The 22790-nt window shown below is 70.1% G+C and carries 22 protein-coding genes; 16 read left to right on the forward strand and 6 right to left on the reverse strand.

What is annotated here, in order from left to right; genetic code table 11:
• Positions 1-392: 392 nt before the first annotated feature.
• Together OOK07_RS32430 and OOK07_RS32435 are read right to left on the reverse strand one after the other, a co-directional pair.
• Complete coding sequence (locus OOK07_RS32430) at positions 393-1712, reverse strand: FAD-linked oxidoreductase, L-gulonolactone oxidase family (protein WP_266685334.1); 1320 nt, start codon at positions 1710-1712, stop codon at positions 393-395.
• A complete protein-coding gene (locus OOK07_RS32435; RefSeq protein ID WP_266799976.1) occupies positions 1672-2910 on the reverse strand; it encodes an MFS transporter in 1239 nt (412 codons plus the stop codon). The genes OOK07_RS32430 and OOK07_RS32435 overlap by 41 nt, the downstream gene beginning before the upstream one ends.
• Before the next feature lie 196 nt (positions 2911-3106).
• Between OOK07_RS32435 and OOK07_RS32440 the strand changes: the two genes are divergently transcribed.
• Together OOK07_RS32440 and OOK07_RS32445 are read left to right on the forward strand one after the other, a co-directional pair.
• Positions 3107-4234 carry a ferrochelatase gene (locus OOK07_RS32440; RefSeq protein ID WP_266799977.1) on the forward strand — a complete coding sequence of 376 codons (1128 nt, stop codon included), beginning with the start codon at positions 3107-3109 and terminating at the stop codon, positions 4232-4234.
• A gap of 8 nt (positions 4235-4242) precedes the next feature.
• Complete coding sequence (locus OOK07_RS32445) at positions 4243-5058, forward strand: inositol monophosphatase family protein (RefSeq protein ID WP_266799979.1); 816 nt, start codon at positions 4243-4245, stop codon at positions 5056-5058.
• Between the two features lie 122 nt (positions 5059-5180).
• Here the strand turns inward: OOK07_RS32445 and OOK07_RS32450 are convergent, their stop codons facing one another.
• Complete coding sequence (locus tag OOK07_RS32450; protein WP_266522587.1) at positions 5181-5345, reverse strand: hypothetical protein; 165 nt, start codon at positions 5343-5345, stop codon at positions 5181-5183.
• Between the two features lie 424 nt (positions 5346-5769).
• On the opposite strand from OOK07_RS32450, the gene OOK07_RS32455 reads away from it, so the two are divergent.
• From OOK07_RS32455 to OOK07_RS32470, 4 genes are all read left to right on the forward strand, one after another.
• Positions 5770-6423, forward strand: coding sequence for a response regulator transcription factor (locus OOK07_RS32455; protein ID WP_003993508.1), 654 nt, complete (start codon positions 5770-5772; stop codon positions 6421-6423).
• 6 nt (positions 6424-6429) lie between these two features.
• On the forward strand, positions 6430-7668 hold the full coding sequence (locus tag OOK07_RS32460; protein ID WP_266685338.1) for a sensor histidine kinase: 1239 nt from the start codon (positions 6430-6432) through the stop codon (positions 7666-7668).
• Between the two features lie 393 nt (positions 7669-8061).
• Entirely contained in the window at positions 8062-8358 is a 297-nt protein-coding gene (locus tag OOK07_RS32465) for a DUF4193 domain-containing protein (protein ID WP_005481602.1), read from the forward strand.
• Positions 8359-8371: 13 nt separating this feature from the next.
• Positions 8372-9343: a hypothetical protein gene (locus tag OOK07_RS32470; protein ID WP_266685339.1), complete on the forward strand. Its 972-nt coding sequence runs from the start codon at positions 8372-8374 to the stop codon at positions 9341-9343.
• Positions 9344-9370: 27 nt separating this feature from the next.
• Here OOK07_RS32470 and OOK07_RS32475 read toward each other — a convergent pair whose 3' ends face one another.
• Complete coding sequence (locus OOK07_RS32475) at positions 9371-9835, reverse strand: DUF3093 domain-containing protein (RefSeq protein ID WP_266799982.1); 465 nt, start codon at positions 9833-9835, stop codon at positions 9371-9373.
• A 58-nt stretch (positions 9836-9893) separates the two neighbouring features.
• Here OOK07_RS32475 and OOK07_RS32480 point away from each other — a divergent pair, with 58 nt between their 5' ends.
• The 8 genes from OOK07_RS32480 (at position 9894) to OOK07_RS32515 (ending at position 17279) form a co-directional block, all read left to right on the forward strand.
• The gene (locus OOK07_RS32480) at positions 9894-10478 is read left to right on the forward strand and encodes a PaaI family thioesterase (protein WP_266685341.1); all 585 of its coding nucleotides are present in this window, start codon (positions 9894-9896) and stop codon (positions 10476-10478) included.
• Positions 10475-11026 carry a dUTP diphosphatase gene (gene dut, locus OOK07_RS32485; RefSeq protein WP_266685342.1) on the forward strand — a complete coding sequence of 184 codons (552 nt, stop codon included), beginning with the start codon at positions 10475-10477 and terminating at the stop codon, positions 11024-11026. Before OOK07_RS32480 ends, dut begins: the two co-directional genes overlap by 4 nt.
• Before the next feature lies 1 nt (position 11027).
• Positions 11028-11783 (forward strand): DUF3710 domain-containing protein, encoded by a 756-nt coding sequence (locus tag OOK07_RS32490; RefSeq protein WP_266685343.1) that lies wholly within the window; start codon positions 11028-11030, stop codon positions 11781-11783.
• A 201-nt stretch (positions 11784-11984) separates the two neighbouring features.
• On the forward strand, positions 11985-12677 hold the full coding sequence (locus OOK07_RS32495; protein WP_266799983.1) for an ABC transporter ATP-binding protein: 693 nt from the start codon (positions 11985-11987) through the stop codon (positions 12675-12677).
• Positions 12678-12800: 123 nt separating this feature from the next.
• Positions 12801-15353 (forward strand): sensor histidine kinase, encoded by a 2553-nt coding sequence (locus OOK07_RS32500; RefSeq protein WP_266799985.1) that lies wholly within the window; start codon positions 12801-12803, stop codon positions 15351-15353.
• A complete protein-coding gene (locus tag OOK07_RS32505; protein ID WP_266799986.1) occupies positions 15350-16036 on the forward strand; it encodes a response regulator in 687 nt (228 codons plus the stop codon). The genes OOK07_RS32500 and OOK07_RS32505 overlap by 4 nt, the downstream gene beginning before the upstream one ends.
• 76 nt (positions 16037-16112) lie before the next feature.
• On the forward strand, positions 16113-16511 hold the full coding sequence (locus OOK07_RS32510; RefSeq protein WP_266685347.1) for an OB-fold nucleic acid binding domain-containing protein: 399 nt from the start codon (positions 16113-16115) through the stop codon (positions 16509-16511).
• A gap of 3 nt (positions 16512-16514) precedes the next feature.
• Positions 16515-17279, forward strand: a complete 765-nt coding sequence (locus OOK07_RS32515; RefSeq protein ID WP_266799988.1) for a DUF3159 domain-containing protein — start codon at positions 16515-16517, stop codon at positions 17277-17279.
• Between the two features lie 183 nt (positions 17280-17462).
• Here OOK07_RS32515 and OOK07_RS32520 read toward each other — a convergent pair whose 3' ends face one another.
• Positions 17463-18140, reverse strand: a complete 678-nt coding sequence (locus OOK07_RS32520; protein ID WP_266685349.1) for a potassium channel family protein — start codon at positions 18138-18140, stop codon at positions 17463-17465.
• A complete protein-coding gene (locus OOK07_RS32525) occupies positions 18140-18811 on the reverse strand; it encodes a potassium channel family protein (RefSeq protein ID WP_266685350.1) in 672 nt (223 codons plus the stop codon). The genes OOK07_RS32520 and OOK07_RS32525 overlap by 1 nt, the downstream gene beginning before the upstream one ends.
• Positions 18812-19214: 403 nt before the next feature.
• On the opposite strand from OOK07_RS32525, the gene OOK07_RS32530 reads away from it, so the two are divergent.
• Positions 19215-21314: an APC family permease gene (locus tag OOK07_RS32530; protein WP_266799990.1), complete on the forward strand. Its 2100-nt coding sequence runs from the start codon at positions 19215-19217 to the stop codon at positions 21312-21314.
• 91 nt (positions 21315-21405) lie between these two features.
• A complete protein-coding gene (locus OOK07_RS32535) occupies positions 21406-22734 on the forward strand; it encodes a class I SAM-dependent RNA methyltransferase (RefSeq protein WP_266685352.1) in 1329 nt (442 codons plus the stop codon).
• Positions 22735-22790 lie beyond the last annotated feature (56 nt).

Consider the following 22790-nt stretch of genomic DNA (forward strand, 5'->3'; position numbering starts at 1 on the left):
CCCGGGTGGTGCCTGCCGACGTCACGTGCGTCGCTGCTTCCGCTAGTCGAGTGTGGCCTGCCCGGGTGCAGCCTGCCACAACCTTGCCGAGTTGCCCGGCGTGTCGGGCACGGGCCCTGGCACGCCGTTATGGCACGGTTACCTATTCGCAACGCTAAGTGACCAACTCCGTCACCCTGTGCAACTTGCCCCCTCCTGGCGGTCCTTCGAGCCGCGGACGCCCTGGCGGGAGACCGGACCCAGGGCTCGCAACAGTACTCCATTCGGGCCACCTGCGTGGATTGGCGCGCCGCTCAACTTCTGCAAGGGGCGGTCCCAGGGCGCCCGTTGAGCGGTTGCCGGAATCCTGGACGTGGCGTAGTTCACGGAACCGCCAGAACCGGAACCAATGCCTACGACCCCAACACCCTGCGCAGGTAGTCGTTCTGGAAGCGCCGATCGGGGTCGAGCCGGTCCCGCAGCGCGGTGAACTCGCCGAAGCGCGGGTAGATCCCGGAGAGGTAATCGGCGTCCCGCGTGTGCACCTTGCCCCAGTGCGGCCGGCCCTCGTGCGCGGTGAGGATGCGCTCGGCGGCGGTGAAGTACGCCTGATAGGGCGTTCCTTTGAACATGTGGACGGCGACGTACGCGCTCTCGCGGCCCGATGCCGTCGACAGCGTGATGTCGTCGGCGGGGGCGGTGCGCACCTCGACCGGGAAGCTGATCCTCAGCCGGGAGCGGTCGATCATCGCCCTCAGTTCGAGCAGCGTCTCGGCCAGGGCCTCGCGCGGGACGGCGTACTCCATCTCCACGAAGCGCACCCGCCGCGGCGAAGTGAAGACCTTGTACGGAATGTCGGTGTACGTGCGCGCGGACAGGGCCTTGCTGGAGATACGGGCGATCGCCGGGACGGTCGCGGGTGCCGTGCGGCCGACCCACTGGGCCACCTGGAAGACGCCGTTGGAGAGGAACTCGTCCTCGAACCAGCCGGCCACGGGGCTCACCGGCTTTTCCGGGCCCGCGCTGCGGTTGTTGCGCTTGGTGTTGGTGCTGCCCGTGTGCGGGAACCAGTAGAACTCGAAGTGCTCGTTCTCGGCCCAGAGTTCGTCGAACTCGGCGAGCACTTGCTCGATGGGCATCGGTTCCTCGCGCGCCGTGAGCAGGAAGACCGGCTCCACGGCGAAGGTGATCGCGGTGACGATGCCGAGTGCGCCGAGGCCGATCCGGGCGGCCGCGAAGACCTCCGGATTCTCCTTCGCGGAGCAACTGAGCACCGAGCCGTCCGCGGTGACCAGCTCAAGTCCCGTGATCTGGGCGGCGATCGACGCGGATTCGCGGCCGGTGCCGTGCGTGCCGGTGCTGGTGGCGCCGGAGACCGTCTGCTCCATGATGTCGCCCATGTTGGTCAGCGACAGACCCTCGCGGGCCAGAGCCATGTTGAGCCTCTTGAGCGGAGTGCCCGCCTCGACCGTGACAGTCATGGCGTCACGATCAATCTTGCGTATACCGGTCAACAGTTGAGGACGGATCAACACACCATCGGTGGCGGCGATGGACGTGAACGAGTGCCCGGTGCCGACGGCTTTCACCGTCAGACCGTCCTCCGCGGCCTTCCGCACGGCCGCGGACAGTTCCTCCACCGAGGCCGGAGCGACCTCCCGCGCGGGGCGGGCCGCGACGTTGCCTCCCCAGTTACGCCACGTGCCGTTCTTCCCGCTCGCTGTGCTGCTCAACGATGCCTCCCCGACGCGGAGCCGGCCTGCTGAGCCGGCGGTACCCCAGAAAACCGACCGCGACCGCGACGGCCCCGGACACCGCCGGAACCCCGTACCCGGCACGCGCGCCGGCCGCGTCGATGACCCAGCCGGCCACGGAGGAGCCGAGCGCGACGCCGACCGCGAGCCCGGTGCTCACCCAGGTCATGCCCTCGGTCAACTGCGCGCGTGGTACGTGCTCTTCGATCAGGGACATCGTCGTGATCATCGTGGGAGCGATGGACAGGCCCGCAGCGAACAGCGCCACGGCCAGAAACGGCAAGTTTCCGACCAGTAGGAGGGGGATCATACTCACGGCCATCGCGCATACGCCCAGCAGCCAGCGACGTCCGGGCGCCCCTTCGAAGTGCCGCAGTCCGAAGACGACTCCGGCAAGGCAGGAACCCGTCGCGTACAGCGCGAGCACGACGCTGGCGGCGGCCTTGTGGCCGCGCTCGTCGGCGAAGGCCACGGTGACCACGTCCACCGCCCCGAAGATCGCCCCGGTCGCCACGAAGGTGGCCACCAGGACCTGCAGGCCAGGAGCGCGCATAGCCGTACCGCCGCCCTGCTTCTCGCGCGGGTGCGGCTCGGGTTCCGTGGCGCGCTGCGCGGTCAGCCAGAAGACGCCGGCCGCCAGGAAGCAGGCGGCGAGCAGCGGCCCCGCCTCGGGGAACCAGGCCGTGGACAGCCCGATGGAGATGATCGGCCCGAAGATGAAGCACACCTCGTCGACCACGGACTCGAAGGAGTACGCGGTGTGCAGCCGCGGAGTGCCCCGGTACAGGGCCGCCCAGCGGGCGCGGATCATCGCGCCGAGGCTGGGCACGGAGCCGATGCCGGCGGCGCACGCGAAGAGCACCCAGTCCGGCCACTCGAAGTGCGCGGCGAGCAGCAGCCCGGCCGCCGAGGCGAGCGCGACGAACGTCGCGGGGCGCAGCACCCTGCGCTGTCCGTGCTGGTCCACCAGCCGGGAGATCTGCGGCCCGATCACCGCGGCGGCGAGCGCGATGGTGGCCGACACGGCGCCCGCGAGCCCATAGCGCCCTGTGAGCTGGGAGATCATCGTGACCACGCCGATGCCCATCATCGACAGCGGCATCCGGCCGAGGAGACCAGCGGCTGAGAAGCTCCTGGAGCCGGGGGCGGCTAACAGGGCGCGGTAGGGGCTGGGCACGGGGTCTCCGGTGGCTACGGCTCAGTAAGGCGCTGACTACGGCTCAGTAAGGTGCGAAGGCGGCTGATACAGCTTACGAGTGGGGTCACCCCAATGCACCCGGTATCCAGCGGGTGAACGCGTCCGGACAGCGGTCCGCCCCCGCTCGTCACCCCGCCGTTTCCCGGCCGTCAGTGCCGGGTGGCAGGATCGACCCATGTCAGACGCGCACGATGCCACCCCCTACGACGCCCTGCTCCTGCTCTCGTTCGGCGGCCCCGAAGGCCCGGACGACGTGGTCCCGTTCCTGGAGAACGTGACGCGGGGGCGCGGCATCCCCAAGGAACGCCTGAAGGAAGTCGGGCAGCACTACTTCCTCTTCGGCGGGGTCAGCCCCATCAACGACCAGAACCGCGCCCTGCTGGACGCCCTGCGCAAGGACTTCGCGGGCCACGGTCTGGATCTGCCGGTCTACTGGGGCAACCGCAACTGGGCGCCCTACCTGACAGACACCCTGCGCGAGATGGTCGCCGACGGCCGCCGCCGCATCCTGGTCCTCGCCACCAGCGCCTACGCCTCGTACTCGGGCTGCCGCCAGTACCGCGAGAACCTCGCCGACTCGCTCGCCGCCCTGCAGGCCGAGGGCCTGGAGCTGCCGAAGATCGACAAGATCCGGCACTACTTCAATCACGAGGGCTTCGTCGAGCCCATGACCGAAGGCGTGCTGCAGTCCCTGGCCGACCTCCCCGAGGACGTCCGGGCCGGGGCGCACATCGCGTTCTCCACCCATTCGATCCCGACCGCGTCCGCGGACACCTCCGGCCCGGCCGAGGGCCACGGCGACGGCGGGGCGTACGTCGAACAGCACCTGGAAGTGGCGCAGCTGATCGCCGACGCGGTCCGCGAGCGCACGGGCATCGACCACCCCTGGAAGCTCGTCTACCAGTCGCGCTCCGGAGCCCCGCACATCCCGTGGCTCGAGCCGGACGTCTGCGACCACCTGGAGGAGCTGCACGGCGCCGAGGTCCCGTCCGTCGTCATCGCCCCCATCGGCTTCGTCTCCGACCACATGGAGGTCCTCTACGACCTCGACACGGAGGCCAGGGCCAAGGCCGAGGAGCTGGGGCTGCCGATGCGCCGCTCGGCCACCGTCGGCGCCGACCCGCGCTTCGCCGCCGCGGTCCGTGACCTCGTCCTGGAGCGGGCCTCGGCGGAGCGCGGCGAGGAGGTCACGCCCTGCGCCCTCGGTGCGCTCGGCGCGAGCCACCACCTCTGCCCCGTCGGCTGCTGCCCGGCCCGTGCCCCCCGCCCGGCCGCCGCGGGCGTCGACAGCCCCTACGCGTGAGGAACCCCGTGACCGAGCCCCTGCACCAGGAACTGCTCACGCTGGCCCAGGAGGCCGCCCGCCGCGCCGGGGAGCTGCTGCGGGACGGCCGTCCGGCCGACCTCGCGGTCGCCGCGACCAAGTCCAGCCCGATCGACGTGGTCACCGAGATGGACATCGCGGCGGAGAAGCTGATCACCGAGCTGATCGCCGCGCACCGCCCGGACGACGGCTTCCTCGGCGAGGAGGGCGCCTCCACCGAGGGCACGAGCGGGATCCGCTGGGTGATCGACCCGCTCGACGGGACGGTCAACTACCTGTACGGGCTGCCTACTTGGGCCGTCTCCATCGCGGCCGAGCAGGACGGCGAGGCCGTCGTCGGGGTCGTCGCGGCCCCGATGCGCGGCGAGACGTACCACGCGGTCCGCGGCGGCGGAGCCCGTGCCACGGGCGCCTGGGAGGGTGAGCGCGAACTGGCCTGCCGCCCGGCGCCGCCCCTCGACCAGGCCCTGGTCTCGACGGGCTTCAACTACGTCAGCGAGGTCCGCACCCACCAGGCCGAGGTCGCCGGGAAACTGATCCCCCTGCTGCGTGACATCCGGCGCAGCGGCTCGGCCGCCGTCGACCTGTGCGACGTCGCGTCCGGCCGCCTCGACGGCTACTACGAGCGCGGGCTGCACGCATGGGACCTCGCGGCAGGCGACCTCATCGCCCGGGAAGCGGGCGCGCTGACCGGTGGACGCCCGGGAGAGCGCCCCGCACACGACCTGACGATCGCCGCCACCCCGGGCGTATTCGAGCCGCTCCAGCGCCTCCTGGAGGGCTTCGGCGCCTGGCACGACTGAGCCCCGGCCGCCGGGTGGCGGCACGGTGGGCGGCAGGCGAACGCCGTCGTACGACAGCACAGCGGGCCCCCGGCGCTGGATTCGCCGGGGGCCCGCTGCCGTGCGTACGCGCTGATCAGACGCTAGACGCCGACCTCCACACCGTGCTCGGCGGCGAGGCGGCGCAGGTCGTCGAGCTCGCCCTGCTCCACCTCGACGAGGAAGTCGTCGCCCTCGTCGCGAGCCCGCGTCAGGTCGGACTCGGTCGTCCTTATGCGCTGCAGAAGTCCTGCGGTGAATGCGTCCATGCTGCGCCCCCTCGTCCTGGGTCGTGGGTCGATGGCACGGGGGTGTGCCGTCCGGAAGGGGCGATCACGTCTCTGCAGGCGCCCAGCGCTGCCGCGCCGGGCGGCGACGGTGCCGGACACCCACGCCCACTCTGCGGAAAGCGGATTGTGCCGTGCCGCATGGTGCCGCGGCACTAGCAGAGCGTGATCGCGGGGTATGAACCGTCCTCCCCCCGCTCCCTTCCACGGAAACCTCAACCCTGCGAGAAAATCCTTCATTCCCGGGTCTCACACCGGTCCTTCATCCGGCCCTCATCCACGGTCCCCCGCCTTACAGCCGACTTATGGCCGAAAAGGGCAGGATGGAGGCACACACTCATGAAGACCCCCTGCCCGCGTGTGCCCTTCGGGCGCTACGCGGGTGGACACAGGAAGGACGTGCGACGTGCGCGTACTCGTCGTCGAGGACGAGCAGCTGCTCGCCGATGCGGTGGCCACCGGACTGCGCCGGGAGGCCATGGCCGTCGACGTCGTGTACGACGGTGCGGCCGCCCTGGAGCGCATCGGCGTCAACGACTACGACGTGGTGGTCCTCGACCGTGACCTCCCGCTCGTGCACGGCGACGACGTCTGCCGCAAGATCGTCGAGCTGGGCATGCCCACGCGCGTGCTGATGCTCACGGCCTCCGGTGACGTCAGCGACCGCGTCGAGGGCCTGGAGATCGGCGCCGACGACTACCTCCCCAAGCCCTTCGCGTTCAGCGAGCTCATCGCACGCGTGCGTGCCCTCGGCCGGCGCACCAGCGTGCCGCTGCCACCGGTCCTGGAGCGCGCGGGCATCAAGCTCGACCCCAACCGCCGCGAGGTCTTCCGCGACGGCAAGGAGGTCCAGCTCGCGCCCAAGGAGTTCGCCGTCCTGGAAGTGCTGATGCGCTCCGAGGGCGCGGTCGTCTCCGCTGAGCAGCTCCTGGAGAAGGCCTGGGACGAGAACACCGACCCGTTCACCAACGTCGTGCGCGTCACCGTCATGACCCTGCGACGCAAGCTGGGCGAGCCGCCCGTCATCGTCACCGTGCCCGGCTCCGGCTACCGGATCTGATGCCCGATGGCCGCAACACCCACTCTCCCCACGGCACCCCCCAAGCCCACCTGGGACCCCAGGAAGCCCGAGCCGCCCTTCCCCTGGCTGCGCCCGACCATCCGCATACGGCTCACGCTGCTGTACGGCGGCATGTTCCTGATCGCCGGCATCCTGCTGTTGTCGATCATCTACCTGCTGGCCGCCCAGGCCCTGCACGAGGGCAACAGCCAGAACTTCCAGGTGACCGGCAGCAACATCGCGATCAGCAGCCCCACCTGTCCGCAGCTCAACTCTGCGAGCTATGAAGAGGTCAGCTCGGTGTGGAAGGCCTGCAATGCCGCCCAGCGTCAGCGCGCCCTGGACGACCTGCTCAGCCGCTCGCTGCTGGCCCTGCTCGGACTCGCCGTCATCGCCTTCGCCTTCGGCTACGCGATGGCAGGCCGCGTCCTGTCGCCGCTCGGCCGCATTCTCCGCACGGCGCGCGCGGTGGCGGGCTCGGACCTGTCCCGCCGGATCGAGCTGGACGGCCCGGACGACGAGATCAAGGAACTGGCCGACACCTTCGACGACATGCTGGAGCGCCTGCAGCGTGCCTTCACCGCCCAGCAGCGCTTCGTCGGCAACGCCTCGCACGAGCTGCGCACCCCGCTCGCCATCAACCGCACGCTCCTCGAGGTCCACCTGTCCGACCCGAACGCACCGGTGGAGCTCCAGCAGCTGGGCAAGACGCTGCTGGCCACCAACGAGCGCAGCGAGCAACTCGTCGAGGGCCTGCTGCTGCTCGCCCGCAGCGACAACCAGATCGTCGAGCGCAAGCCGGTGGACCTCGCCGAGGTCGCCGAGCAGGCCGTCGACCAGGTGCTCTCGGAGGCGGACACCAAGGGCGTGGTGATCCGCGGAGAGCAGAAGCCCGCGGTCGTCCAGGGCAACGGCGTGCTCCTGGAGCGGATCGCCCTGAACCTCGTGCAGAACGCGGTGCGGTACAACGTGCAGGAAGACGGCTGGGTCGAGGTCAACACGGAGGTCCAGCACGGCCAGGCGGTCCTGGTCGTGACGAACACCGGACCCGTCGTACCTGCGTACGAAATCGACAACCTCTTCGAGCCCTTCCGGCGGTTGCGCACCGAGCGCACGGGCAGTGACAAGGGCGTCGGCCTCGGTCTGTCCATCGTCCGGTCCGTGGCCCGGGCCCACGGCGGGCACATTTCGGCACAGCCGCGCGAAGGGGGTGGACTCGTGATGCGCGTCTCGCTTCCGATCTGAGATCATGTCGCCGACACACGGGGATGTTCGCTTTGCGCGGAATTTTCTGGCCGCAAAATAGCGCATCGCATGTGTGATCGATCACAGGGGTGATTTTCCAGCCATCTACTCTCCGTGATCATGGAGGATGCCGGAAAGCCGGGATAATCCGGGTTTTCAGGGGTCCTGATCACGGGAAGTACAGGGTGAGACGCCTTTGAAGAGCGGCATGGGGACCGTGTACGGTCCCGTTCGCCATCCAAGCCGATCACTCTTGAGGGGTCCGGTTGGGTGTCGATTGAGTAACAGACCTTGATGTGAGGCAAAATCTCCGCCTCGGGTCGGGCACAAGTCCGGCCTCTCACGCGTTACGTGCGCTGGAGACACCGCAGACACCCAGAGGGGGAGAGCGACATGGCAACGGATTATGACACCCCACGCAAGACCGACGACGACGTTGACTCGGACAGCCTTGAAGAGCTCAAGGCCAGGCGGAACGACAAGTCGACGTCCGCAGTGGACGTCGACGAGTTCGAGGCTGCCGAAGGCCTGGAGCTGCCCGGCGCGGACCTCTCGAATGAGGAGTTGGCCGTCCGGGTGCTGCCCAAGCAGCAGGACGAGTTCACCTGCATGAGCTGCTTCCTGGTGCACCACCGCAGCCAGCTGGCCCGGGAGAAGAACGGCCAGCCGATCTGCCGCGACTGCGACTGAGGCCGGGTCGGCCGTGACTGGCTCGACCCCTCCTTGGAAGCGCCGCTCCCCCCTGCAGGGAGCGGACGAAGGGCCGTCCGACGGCCCTCATGGCGCGCGTGACGACGAGCGGGGCCCCTCCGGTACGACACCGGGTACCACGGGGTCCACGGGATCGGCCTCGCTCGATCCGAAGGCCGGCCGGGCTGACCTCCCGGCTGTGCCGCAGGCCCCCGCGCCCGGCGCCAGGGTGGAGGTCCCCCCGCTCGGGCGAAGCCGAGGGCGGGGGAGGGTCGCGGTGATCCGCGACAAGGCCGTGGAAGGCGTCCGTAAGGGCGGCAGCGCCGCCAGGGCCGGTTTGGCGTACCTCGCCGACCGCATCATCGATATCGCCCCGAGGATCCCCGTACGGGACCTCGCGGCCCTCCGCAGGCAATTCCCGGGCCTGGGACCCGAGCAGCTCGCGGACAAGCTGGTGGCGGGCGCGGCAGCCGCCACGTCGACGGTCGGAGCGGGGGTCGGAGCGGCAGCCATGCTGCCGGTACCGCCCGCGATGCCGACGGAACTCGCCGCCGAGATCACCGGCGTCGCGGCGATCGAGCTGAAACTCATCGCCGAACTCCACGAGGTCTACGGCGTACGACCGCCCGGCAACCTCAAAGAGCGCAGCACGGCGTATCTGAACTCCTGGTCGGGGGAGCGCGGGATCGAGGTGACCAAGCCGTCGACCGTGAGTTCCGCGCTGAACGGCCACATGAAGCGCGAACTGCGCCAGCAGATCATGAAGCGCATGGTCCGCGACCTGCCGAATCTCATGCCCTTCATGGTGGGTGCCGCCGTGGGGGCGGTCATGAACCGCCGGGACACCAGGAAACTCGCGGCGCGGATCCGTAAGGACCTGAGAAAGATCCAGGTCTCCTGGGACGCGCTTCCCGAACTCCCGCCCCTGGAGCCCGTGCAGGACCCGGTGACGATGGCCGAGATCCGCAAGGAAATCGGGCCCTGAGGGCCCTCGGGGCCGGGAAGGTGCCCCTTACGCCACGGTCTCCCTGGCGGCCTTCAGGGCCTGCGCCAGACGCTCCGGCTCCCGCGTCGACAGATACAGGTACGGCGTCGGGTCCTCGGGGTCGGTGACCATCACGCGCAGGGCGGTGGGGATGTACGCGCGCAGCAGCAGGAACGCGCGCGTGTCCGCCTTGTAGGTGCGCCAGGCGCGGGCCTCCTCCTGGTCCAGCACCTCCGCGTCGCCCAGGGCCGTGACCGGGATCTTCGCCTCGCCCGCGATCAGTGAGCCGCCCACCACACGAATACGGACCGAGCCGTACGAACTCGCCATGACCGCCGTCGCCGCCGTGCCGCCGACCAGACCGCCGAGCAGCGGCAGCGTCCCGAAGGGCAGCAGGACCAGGGCCATCGCGAGGCCGACCAGGAACGAGATCAACCACCACGAGCGAGGGGCGGTGAGGCGTTCTTCGTACGGTGTGGCGGAGAGCTGCATGGAACCAAGCTTGGCACGGTGTCCGGACAGTGCCGACGCGCGGGTAAGGTCTGCGGCTGTGAGTGGTACTTCCCCAGCTCTTAGGCCTCCCGCCGACGCGGTGACACCGGTGCGGCACCCTGATGCTCCCGCGCCGGGTGAGCTGCTCGGTGCCCACTACGAACAGTGTTTCGGGTGCGGCGGCGGGCAGCCCCACGGGCTGCACCTGCAGGCGCGAGCCGGCGAGGGCGTCACCATCACCGCCGAGTTCACCGTGCAGCCCGCCCACCAGGGGGCGCCCGGCCTCGCCCACGGCGGCGTGCTGGCCACCGCACTCGACGAGAGCCTCGGCTCGCTGAACTGGCTGCTGCGGACGATCGCGGTGACCGGGCGGCTGGAGACCGACTTCGTGCGCCCCGTGCCCGTGGGCACGGTGCTGTATCTGGAGGCCGAGGTGACGGCGGTGGCGGGCCGCAAGATCTACTCGTCCGCCACCGGACGCATCGGCGGCCCGGACGGGCCCGTGGCCCTCCGCGCCGACGCGCTCTTCATCGAGGTGAAGGTCGACCACTTCATCGACAACGGCCGCCCGGAGGAGATCCGGGCCGCCATGAACGACCCGGACCAGAGCCGGCGCACCCGCGCCTTCGAGGTGAACCCGTGAGCCGTGACCCCGTGAACGTACTGATCCGGCGCGTCGACCCCGACGTACCCCTTCCCGCGTATGCGCACCCCGGTGACGCGGGAGCCGATCTGCGGACCGTCGAGGCGTGCGAACTGAAGCCGGGCGAGCGGGTTGTTCTGCCCACCGGGGTGTCAATTGCCCTCCCTGAGGGGTACGCGGCCTTCGTGCACCCGCGATCCGGTCTCGCTGCCCGCTGCGGTGTCGCTCTGGTGAATGCCCCAGGGACGGTTGATGCCGGGTACCGTGGGGAGATCAAGGTGATCGTGGTGAATCTCGACCCGCGCGAGGTGGTGCGGTTCGAGCGCTTCGACCGGATCGCCCAACTGGTCGTCCAGCAGGTCGAGAGGGTCCGCTTCCAGGAGGTCGCGGAGCTTCCCGATTCGGTGCGGGCCGAAGGGGGCTTCGGGTCCACCGGAGGTCATGCCGCGGTGGCCGGTACAAGCAGCACAAGCGGTCAGGCCGCCGTAGGCGGCCGGGCGGGTGGGAATCGATACGCTTCGGCCGTATCCGACCGGGAAGGACAGTGACGTGTTCGGACGTCGCAACAAGAAGGGTGCCGCCGAGGACGCGGCCGGCGAGGCCGAGCAGGTCGTCGACAGTGTCGGCGCTGAGGCGGACGACGAAGAGCGCGAGCGCGTGAGGCTCGAGCCCGAGCCGCGGCCCGACGGGCCCTGGGACGACTCGGAGGTGCACGATCCGGCCGAGGGCCGGGTGGACCTGGGCGGGATCTTCGTGCCCGGAGTCGACGGCATGGAGCTGCGGGTCGAGGTCGCGGGCGACGCGATCGTCGCGGCGACCGTCGTGCTGCGCGACAGCGCCATCCAGCTGCAGGCCTTCGCCGCTCCCAAGCGCGAGGGCATCTGGGGCGAGGTGCGCGAGGAGATCGGCTCGGGCATCACCCAGCAGGGTGGGATCATCGACGAGGTCGAGGGCCCGCTGGGCTGGGAGCTGCGCGCTCAGGTGCCGGTGCAACTGCCGGACGGCACGGGCGGTTTCCAGGTCGTGCGGTTCGTCGGCGTGGACGGTCCGCGCTGGTTCCTGCGCGGTGTGATCTCGGGTCAGGGCGCGGTGCAGCCGCAGGCGGCCGGCCTGCTCGAGCAGATCTTCCGGGACACGGTCGTGGTCCGCGGCGAGGGCCCGATGGCGCCCCGCGACCCGATCGTCCTCCAGTTGCCCAACGACGCCCAGATGGTCCCCGAGGGCGTGCAGCAGGAGGAGGGCTCGCGCTTCTCCGGCGGCATGGGACAGCTGCAGCGCGGACCTGAGATCACCGAGGTCCGCTAGGTACTCCACCGGGAGAATCGTTCAGGAGCCGCACCCTTCGGGGTGCGGCTCTTTTGCGTGCGCGACCCCTTGACGATGTATTGGTCGTCGCCTGGGAGACCCTCACTCACGGGGACGATCCGAGCTGACCGAACGTTGAAGGGCCGGGCGCCGGGTGACGGTACCGGCGCCCGGCCGACGACTTCACGGGGGGCGGGGTACATGAGCCAGGTGGTCACCGAGACCATGGTGCGGGTCGAGAACGTCCACAGGTCCTACGGCCATGGAGCGGCCGCCGTGCACGCCCTGCGCGGTGTCTCCTTCGAGGTGCCGCGCGGCGAACTCGTGGCCCTCAAGGGGCGCTCGGGGTCGGGCAAGACCACGCTCCTCAACATCGTCGGCGGTCTCGACGTACCCGACGAGGGACGCGTCACCGTCGACGGCCTCGACCTGTCGGCACTCGACGAGGACGGGCTGCTCGCCCTGCGCCGCGACCGCGTCGGCTTCGTGTTCCAGTCCTTCGGGCTGATCCCGATCCTCACGGCCGCCGAGAACGTCGGAGTGCCGATGCGGCTGCGCCGGACCGACGTTCGCGCGCGCGAGGAGCGCGTCGAGCTGCTGCTCGCCCTGGTCGGGCTCGCCGACCACGCGGCACAGCGGCCCGGCGAGCTCTCCGGAGGCCAGCAGCAGCGGGTCGCCATCGCCCGCGCCCTGGCGAACAGCCCCGCGCTCCTCGTCGCCGACGAGCCGACCGGGCAACTGGACGCGGAGACCGGGCACGCCGTCATGGAGCTGCTGCGGGCCGTCGTCCACAGCGAGCAGGTCACGGCCCTGGTCGCCACCCACGACCCGACCCTGCTGGACCTGGCCGACCGAGTGCTGGAGCTGGGCGACGGGGAGATCGTCGAGCACTGAACCCGTCCCGCGTCAGAGTTGCGTCAAAGGCGGCCCGCCCGCCGGTCCTGGCACTATTTGCCGGGATTGCTGGCCGTAAGGTCGACGCTGCGTGGGTAGCAGTGACCGGAAGACAATGGGGCCATGGGACGCGGCAAGCTTCGGATCTACCTCGGTGCGGCACCTGGCGTCGGCAAGACCTACGCCATGCTCTCCGAGGCGCACCGGCGTGTGGAGCGGGGCACGGACTGCGTGGTGGCCTTCGTGGAGCACCACGGCCGGGCGCGCACCGAGGTGATGCTGCACGGCCTGGAACAGACGGCACGCAAGGAGCTGCAGTACCGGGGGGCCGTCTTCACCGAGATGGACGTCGACGCCGTGCTCGCCCGCAGCCCCCAGGTGGCCCTCGTCGACGAACTGGCCCACACCAACATCCCCGGCTCCCGCAACGCCAAGCGCTGGCAGGACGTGGAGGAGCTGCTCGCGGCCGGCATCGACGTGATATCGACCGTCAACATCCAGCACCTGGAGTCCCTGGGTGACGTGGTCGAGTCGATCACCGGCGTTCGGCAGCGGGAGACCGTGCCGGACGAAGTGGTGCGCCGGACGGACCAGATCGAACTGGTCGACATGTCGCCACAGGCCCTGCGCCGACGGATGGCGCACGGCAACATCTACCAGCCGGACAAGGTGGACGCGGCCCTGTCCAACTACTTCCGGCCGGGCAATCTGACCGCGCTGCGGGAGCTGGCGCTGCTGTGGGTGGCGGACCAGGTCGACGAGTATCTGAAGCAGTACCGCAGCGAGCACCAGGTGTCGAAGATCTGGGGCTCGCGCGAGCGGATCGTGGTCGGCCTGACCGGCGGCCCGGAGGGCCGCACGCTGATCCGGCGGGCCGCGCGTCTCGCCGAGAAGGGCGCCGGCGGTGAGGTGCTGGCCGTCTACATAGCGAGCACCGACGGGCTGACGGCCGCCTCGCCGAAGGAACTGGCCGTGCAGCGCGCCCTGGTCGAGGACCTCGGCGGCACCTTCCACCATGTGGTCGGCGACGACGTACCGGCGGCGCTGCTCGCCTTCGCGCGCGGGGCCAACGCAACCCAGATCGTGCTCGGCGTCTCACGGCGCAAGAGCTGGCAGTACGTCTTCGGGCCGGGCGTCGGCGCGACCGTGGCCCGCGACTCGGGACCCGACCTCGACGTCCACCTGATCACGCACGACGAGGCGGGCGGGGGCCGCGGGCTGCCGGTGGCCAGGGGCGCCCGGCTCGGCCGGTCGAGGATCATCTGGGGCTGGCTGGTCGGCGTGGCCGGTCCGGTTGCCCTCGCGGTGCTGCTCAACATCGTCCAGCTCGGTCTCGCCAACGACATGCTGCTGTTCCTGGCCCTCACGGTCGCGGCGGCGCTGCTCGGCGGCCTGCTGCCCGCGCTGGCCTCGGCCGCGGTGTGCTCGCTGCTGCTGAACTACTTCTACACACCGCCCCTGCACCACTGGACCATCGCCGACCCGAAGAACATCGTCGGCATCGTGATCTTCGTCGGCGTCGGCATCTCCGTGGCCTCGGTGGTCGACCTGGCCGCCCGCCGTACCCACCAGGCGGCCCGGCTGCGCGCCGAGTCGGAGATCCTCTCGTTCCTCGCGGGCAACGTACTGCGGGGCGAGACCGGCCTGGAGGAGTTGCTGAAGCGGGTGCGCGAGACCTTCGGCATGGAGTCGGCGGCCCTGCTGGAGCGGGCCGGCGACCGGGACCCGTGGACCTGCGCGGGCCGCGCCGGGCCCGGGCCGTCCGTGCAGCGCCCTGACGAGGCGGACGTGGAGGTCCCGGTCGGCGACCACATGGCGCTCGCACTGACCGGCCGGGTGCTGCCCGCCGAGGACCGCCGGGTGCTGGCCGCCTTCGCCGCCCAGGCGGCCGTCGTCCTGGACCGACGGCGGCTGCAGGAGGAGGCCGACCGGGCCCGGGCACTCGCCGAGGGCAACCGCATCCGCACGGCGCTGCTGGCCGCCGTGAGCCACGATCTGCGGACGCCGCTGGCCGGCATCAAGGCGGCGGTGTCGTCACTGCGCTCGCACGACGTGGCCTGGTCCGAGGAGGACCGGGCGGAGCTGCTGAAGGGCATCGAGGACGGCGCCGACCGGCTCGACCACCTCGTCGGCAACCTCCTCGACATGTCCCGTCTGCAGACCGGCACGGTCACTCCGCTGATCCGGGAGGTCGACCTGGACGAGGTCGTACCGATGGCGCTGGTCGGGGTGCCCGAGGACGGCGTCGTCCTGGACGTGCCGGAGACCCTGCCGATGGTCGCCGTCGACCCGGGACTGCTGGAGCGGTCGGTGGCCAACCTGGTCGAGAACGCCGTCAAGTACAGCCCGCGGGACGAGGCGGTGCTGGTCGCCGCGAGCGCCATCGCCGACCGGGTCGAGGTGCGGGTGGTCGACCGCGGCACGGGCGTCCCCGACGAGGCCAAGGAGCGCATCTTCGAGCCCTTCCAGCGTTACGGCGACGCCCCGCGCGGGGCCGGCGTGGGCCTGGGGCTCGCCGTGGCGCGGGGCTTCGCCGAGGCCATGGGTGGCACCCTCGACGCCGAGGACACACCCGGCGGCGGCCTCACCATGGTCCTCACCCTCCGCGCGGCAGGACCGCCCGCGCAGGACCTTCTCCACCCAGCGGAAGCGGAACCCGAAAGGCAGGTCACATGACCCGGGTGCTCGTGATCGACGACGAGCCGCAGATCGTGCGGGCCCTCGTGATCAACCTCAAGGCGCGCAAGTACGAGGTCGACGCGGCCCATGACGGCACCACCGCTCTTCAGCTCGCCGCCGCCCGCCACCCCGACGTGGTCGTCCTCGACCTGGGCCTGCCCGACATGGACGGCGTCGAGGTGATCAGGGGACTGCGCGGCTGGACCCGCGTGCCGATCCTGGTGCTGTCGGCCCGGCACACCTCCGACGAGAAGGTCGAGGCGCTGGACGCGGGCGCCGACGACTACGTCACCAAGCCCTTCGGCATGGACGAGCTGCTCGCCCGGCTGCGGGCGGCCGTCCGCCGTGCCGAGCCGATCGGCGCCGGCGAGGACGACGTGACCGCTGTGGAGACGGGCGAGTTCACCGTCGACCTGGCCGCCAAGAAGGTCAACCGGGGCGGGCGGGACGTGCGCCTGACGCCCACGGAGTGGCATCTGCTGGAGGTGCTGGTGCGCAACACGGGCCGCCTGGTGAGCCAGCGGCAGCTGCTGCAGGAAGTGTGGGGTCCGTCATACGGCACCGAGACCAACTATCTGCGGGTGTACATGGCCCAGCTGCGCAGGAAGCTGGAGGCGGATCCGTCACACCCCAAGCACTTCATCACGGAGCCCGGGATGGGGTATCGCTTCGAGAAGTGAACCGCCGGGCGGGTACCGGTTCGAGCGCAGGACCCGCGGGTACGTGCCTGTCAGCGCACCCCGGTACGCTTCAGATATGAGTGCTGTTCCTGGTTCCGAAAAGCCGGTGGGCCGGTTCCGGCGCATGCTTGACCGGCTCTCCTCGTCGCAGGAGGAACTGGAGTCCGAGGAGCTGCGGGAGGACACCGAGACCGCGGGCTGTACCCGGATCGGTGACTGTCACGACCGACAGATCGTTACGGTTACTGGTACCTTGCGCACGGTCACCCTGCGGCCGCGCGCGGGCGTCCCCGCCCTGGAGGCCGAGCTGTTCGACGGCTCCGCCGCCCTGGACGTGGTGTGGCTCGGCCGGCGCTCCATCGTGGGCATAGAGCCGGGACGCAGACTGATCGCATCGGGCCGGATCTCGATGAGCCGGGGCCGCCGCGTGCTGTTCAATCCGAAATACGAACTGAGACCCCTCGGACGGGAGTAGCCGGTGACGTCGCTCGACAAGCCGACCGAAGACACTCAAGCCGACGATGCCCGGGCGGTGACCGAGGCCGCCCTGTTCGAGGCGTTCGGCGGAGTGCGGGGCATGGTCGAGACGGTACTGCCCGGCCTCCTCTTCGTCACCATCTTCACGATCAACAAGGACCTGCACTGGTCGGCGCTCGCCGCCCTCGCCGTGTCCCTGCTGCTCGTGGTGGTCCGCCTGGTCATGCGGGACACCGTCAAGCACGCGTTCAGCGGTGTCTTCGGCGTCGCCTTCGGTGTCGTCTTCGCGATGATGACGGGCAATGCCAAGGACTTCTACCTTCCCGGCATGCTCTACACGCTGGGCCTGGCGCTGGCGTACATCGTCACGACCCTGTGCGGGGTACCGCTGCTCGGCCTGATCCTCGGGCCCGTTTTCAAGGAGAACCTCTCCTGGCGCACCCGCAACCCGGGCCGGAAGAAGGCGTACTCCAAGGCCAGTTGGGCCTGGGGCCTGATCCTGCTCGGCAAGTGCGCGATCCTCTTCCCGCTGTACTGGTGGGCGAACACGGCTCAGCTGGGCTGGGTGCTGGTCGCCCTGAAGATCCCGCCCTTCCTGCTCGCGGTGTGGCTGACATGGGTCTTCCTCGCCAAGGCTCCCGCCCCGATCGACGTCTTCGCCGAGATGGAGGCGGAGGAGCAGGCCGAGAAGGAGCAGGCCGAGAAGGAGCGGGCCGCTGCTGCGGGGCGTGAGGCGAGCGCCGGGCGGCACCGTCGGGAGGCGTAGTGCTCGGCGTCTGCCCGGCCGTCCCTGGGGGCTGCCGCCCCCAGACCCCCGCTTCGGCCTGAACGGCCTCGTCCTCGAACGCCGGACAGGCTGAAAGAACGACGAACGCCGGACGGGCTGAAAGAACAAGAACAAGGGCGCCCCTGGTTTCAGAGGCGCCCTTCGTCGTAGCGGTCGAAACGATCAGCCCGCCGCGTCCTCCCGCCGCACCGACAGCAGGTCCTCCAGCTGCTCCTCCCTGGCCTGCGCTGCGACGAACAGCAGCTCGTCGCCCGCCTCCAGGGAGTCCTCGCGGGACGGGGTGAGGACTCGGGTGCCGCGGATGATGGTGACCAGGGACGTGTCCTCGGGCCACTCGACGTCGCCGACCTGGGTGCCGGCCAGGGCCGACTCCTCCGGCAGCGTCAGCTCCACCAGGTTGGCGTCGCCGTGGCTGAAGCGGAGCAGACGGACCAGGTCGCCGACGCTCACCGCCTCCTCGACCAGGGCGGACATCAGACGCGGGGTGGAGACGGCGACGTCGACGCCCCAGGACTCGTTGAAGAGCCACTCGTTCTTGGGGTTGTTGACGCGGGCCACGACGCGCGGGACGCCGTACTCCGTCTTCGCCAGCAGTGAGACGACCAGGTTGACCTTGTCGTCGCCCGTCGCGGCGATCACGACGTTGCAGCGCTGGAGCGCCGCCTCGTCCAGCGCCGTGATCTCGCACGCGTCGGCGAGCAGCCACTCCGCCCGCGGGACGCGCTCGACCGAGATGGCGGTCGGCGCCTTGTCGATGAGCAGGATCTCGTGACCGTTCTCCAGCAGCTCGCCCGCGATCGAGCGGCCCACCGCACCGGCACCGGCAATGGCGACCCTCATCAGTGACCGCCCTCCTCTTCGGGACCCTTGGCGAAGGACGCCTCGACCTTGTCGACCTCGTCGGTGCGCATCATCACGTGCACCAGGTCGCCCTCCTGCAGCACCGTCTGCGAGCTGGGCAGCATCGTCTCGCCGAGCCGGGTCAGGAACGCCACGCGGACACCCGTCTCCTCCTGCAGCCTGCTGATCTTGTGGCCGACCCAGGCGGCCGAGGCGTGTACCTCGGCGAGCTGGACACCACCGGTCGGATCGCGCCACAGGGGCTCTGCGCCCGAGGGGAGCAGCCGACGCAGCATCTGGTCGGCCGTCCAGCGGACCGTCGCGACGGTGGGGATGCCCAGGCGCTGGTAGACCTCGGCGCGACGAGGGTCGTAGATGCGGGCCGCGACGTTCTCCACACCGAACATCTCCCGGGCCACGCGGGCGGAGATGATGTTCGAGTTGTCGCCGCTGGACACGGCGGCGAAGGCGCCGGCCTCCTCGATGCCGGCCTCGCGCAGGGTGTCCTGGTCGAAGCCGATCCCGGTGACCCGGCGGCCGCCGAATCCGGGGCCGAGGCGGCGGAAGGCCGTGGGGTCCTGGTCGATCACTGCGACCGTGTGCCCCTGTTGCTCCAGGGTCTGGGCCAGAGCGGAACCCACTCTTCCGCAGCCCATGATGACGATGTGCACGACCGTCCTTCCGGTGTCCTAAAACTACTGCTCAGCAAAGGGTCTCAGACCGACGCCAAAGCTACACACGCGCGGTAGGACGTCGGCACCCCTGTGCACGGTTGACGTGCGGAGCGCGATGTCAGCGGCGGCTGATGCTGCGGACGCTGGCAAGTGTCAGGATTCCGAGGCCGACGAGGGCCGCCGCGGCGCCGATCAACTCTGCGGTGGCATGCATGGGAACCTCCGGGGGACGGCGACAAGGCGTGACAGCCGGGGGAAAAAGTGCGGTGCTTGTCATATAGACATGACGCCTTGGCGGCCTGCGGAAACCGCAGCCTGACCCCCCTGTCTTTTCACCCGGAGAGCAGATGTGGGGTGGCAGGTGGTTGGGCACGCGTTCGAACGCCTACGATTACCTGTTGTGTCCAAACTGACCGACGTGCCCAAACGGATTCTGATCGGGCGCGCACTGCGCAGTGACCGGCTGGGCGAAACGCTCCTGCCGAAGCGCATCGCCCTCCCCGTCTTCGCCTCCGACCCGCTGTCCTCCGTGGCGTACGCCCCCGGTGAGGTGCTGCTGGTCCTGTCCATCGCGGGTGTGTCGGCGTACCACTTCAGCCCCTGGATCGCGCTCGCGGTCGTCGTGCTGATGTTCACCGTGGTCGCCTCCTACCGGCAGAACGTGCACGCCTACCCCAGCGGTGGTGGCGACTACGAGGTCGCGACCACCAACCTGGGCCCCAGGGCGGGACTCACGGTCGCCAGCGCCCTGCTCGTCGACTACGTCCTCACCGTCGCCGTCTCGATCGCCTCCGGCATCGAGAACCTCGGCTCGGCGGTCCCGTTCGTCGTCGAGCACAAGGTGCTCTGTGCCGTCGCCGTGATCGTGCTGCTCACGCTGATGAACCTGCGCGGCGTCAAGGAGTCCGGCAAGCTCTTCGCGATCCCGACCTACGTCTTCGTCGGCGGCGTGTTCATCATGATCGCCTGGGGCGCGTTCCGCGGGCTGGTACTCGACGACACCATGCAGGCGCCCACGGCGCACTACACGATCAAGGCCGAGCACCAGGGCCTGGCCGGATTCGCCCTGGTCTTCCTGATGCTGCGTGCCTTCTCCTCCGGCTGTGCCGCGCTCACCGGTGTCGAGGCGATCTCCAACGGCGTGCCCGCCTTCCGCAAGCCCAAGTCGAAGAACGCGGCGACCACGCTCGCCGCGATGGGCCTGCTGGCCGTCACCATGTTCTGCGGGATCATCGTCCTCGCCCTGACGACCAAGGTCCGCATGGCCGAGAACCCGGCCACCGACCTGCTGAAGAACGGCGTCGGGGTCGGCTCCGGCTACGTCCAGAACCCGGTGATCACGCAGGTCGCCGAGGCCGTCTTCGGCAAGGGCAGCTTCCTGTTCGTGGTACTCGCCACGGCCACCGCGCTGGTGCTGTTCCTCGCCGCGAACACCGCTTACAACGGCTTCCCGGTCCTCGGCTCGATCCTCGCCCAGGACCGCTATCTGCCCCGCCAGCTGCACACCCGCGGTGACCGCCTCGCCTTCTCCAACGGCATCGTGCTGCTGGCCGGCGCGGCGACCCTGCTGGTCGTGATCTACGGCGCCGACTCCACCCGGCTGATCCAGCTGTACATCGTCGGCGTGTTCGTGTCCTTCACGCTCAGCCAGACCGGCATGGTCCGCCACTGGAACCGCCACCTGGCCACCGAGAAGGACCCGGCCAAGCGCAGCCACATGATCCGCTCCCGTGCGATCAACACCTTCGGCGCCTTCTTCACCGGCCTGGTCCTGGTCGTCGTCCTCGTCACCAAGTTCACGCACGGCGCCTGGGTCGCGCTGCTGGGCATGTGCATCTTCTACGCGACGATGACGGCCATCCGTAAGCACTACGACGGTGTGGCCGCGGAGATCGCGGCGCCCGAGGGCCCGAGCGACGACAGCGTCCGGCCGTCCCGGGTGCACTCGGTCGTGCTGATCTCGAAGATCCACCGCCCCACGCTGCGAGCCCTCGCCTACGCCAAGCTCATGCGCTCGGACACCCTGGAGGCGCTGACCGTCAACGTCGACCCGGCGGAGACGAAGGCGCTGAAGGAGGAGTGGGAGCGGCGCGGCATCGACGTACCGCTGAAGGTGCTGGACTCGCCGTACCGCGAGATCACGCGGCCGGTCATCGAGTACGTGAAGGGCCTGCGCAACCAGTCCCCGCGGGACGCGGTCTCCGTGATCATCCCCGAGTACGTGGTGGGCCGCTGGTACGAGCATCTGCTGCACAACCAGAGCGCGCTCAGGCTGAAGGGCCGGCTGCTGTTCACACCGGGTGTCATGGTCACCTCGGTGCCCTACCAGCTGGAGTCCTCCGAGGCGGCGAAGCTGCGGGCCCGCAGGCGGCAGGACTGGAACGCGCCGGGTTCGGTGCGACGTGGTCCGGCCCACCACGGCCGGCAGAAGGAGCCCTCGGACTCACCGGGTTCACCGCGTTCGCCGCGCCCGTCCGGCTCGTCCGGCGGCAAGAGCTGACGCTCGCTGGTCAACGGCCGGACGGCGCCCACGTAGACTGGTGGGCTGTTGTCCGGCCGTTTCCCATTCGATGTTGTGGAGTCACCCCGCCATGCAGGCAGAACCGAAGAAGTCGCTGGTGGGGGAGGAGTACGAGGTCGAGATCGGCCCCGTCGCCCACGGCGGGCACTGCATCGCCCGTACGTCCGAGGGCCAGGTGCTGTTCGTCCGGCACGCGCTGCCCGGTGAGCGGGTCGTGGCCCGGGTGACCGAGGGCGAGGAGGGGGCCCGCTTCCTGCGCGCGGACGCGGTGTCCGTGCTCTCGGCCTCCAAGGACCGTATCGAGGCGCCCTGCCCGTATGCCGGCCCCGGCCGCTGTGGCGGCTGCGACTGGCAGCACGCCAAGCCGGGGGCGCAGCGCCGGCTGAAGGGCGAGGTCATCGCCGAGCAGCTGCAGCGGCTCGCGGGTCTCACCCCCGAGGACGTCGGCTGGGACGGCACGGTGATGCCGGCCGAGGGGGACAAGCTGCCGGCGGGCGAGGTGCCGCAGTGGCGGACGCGCGTGCAGTACGCGGTGGACGCCGACGGCAATGCCGGTCTGCGCCGCCACCGTTCGCACGAGGTCGAGCCGATCGAGCACTGCATGATCGCGGCGCCGGGCGTGAGCGAGCTGGGCATCGAGGACCGCGACTGGTCCGGCATGGCGTCGGTGGAGGCGATCGCGGCCACCGGCTCCCAGGACCGCATGGTGATCCTGGAGCCGAGGCCGGACGCCCGGCTCCCCCTGGTCGAACTCGACAAGCCGGTCTCCGTGATGCGCGTCGAGGAGAAGGACGGCGGCATCCACCGCGTGCACGGCCGTGCCTTCGTCCGCGAGCGGGCCGACGGCCGTACTCACCGGGTCGGCAGCGGCGGCTTCTGGCAGGTCCACCCGATGGCCGCCGACACCCTCGTCAAGGCCGTCATGCAGGGCCTGCTGCCCCGCAAGGGCGACATGGCGCTCGACCTGTACTGCGGTGTGGGACTGTTCGCCGGCGCGCTCGCCGACCGGCTCGGCGACAAGGGCGCGGTCCTCGGCATCGAGTCCGGCAAGCGCGCCGTCGAGGACGCCCGGCACAACCTCGCCGACTTCGAGCGAGTGCGGATCGAGCAGGGCAAGGTGGAGTCCGTCCTGCCGCGCACCGGCATCACCGACGTCGACCTGATCGTCCTGGACCCGCCCAGGGCCGGCGCGGGCCGGAACACCGTGAAGCACCTGTCGTCGCTGAGTGCGCGACGCATCGCCTACGTCGCCTGCGACCCGGCTGCACTGGCCCGGGATCTGGGGTACTTCCGGGACGGGGGGTACCGGGTGCGGACGTTGCGGGCGTTCGATCTTTTTCCGATGACGTCGCACGTGGAGTGCGTGGCTATTTTGGAGCCTGCGGACAAGGGTGTCTGACCTGCTGTTTCGTGGTCCGGGTGGGTCGCTCGACCTGTTTCCCTCTGTGGAGCGGG

It is taken from the genome of Streptomyces sp. NBC_00078 (assembly GCF_026343335.1).
Lineage (GTDB): Bacteria > Actinomycetota > Actinomycetes > Streptomycetales > Streptomycetaceae > Streptomyces.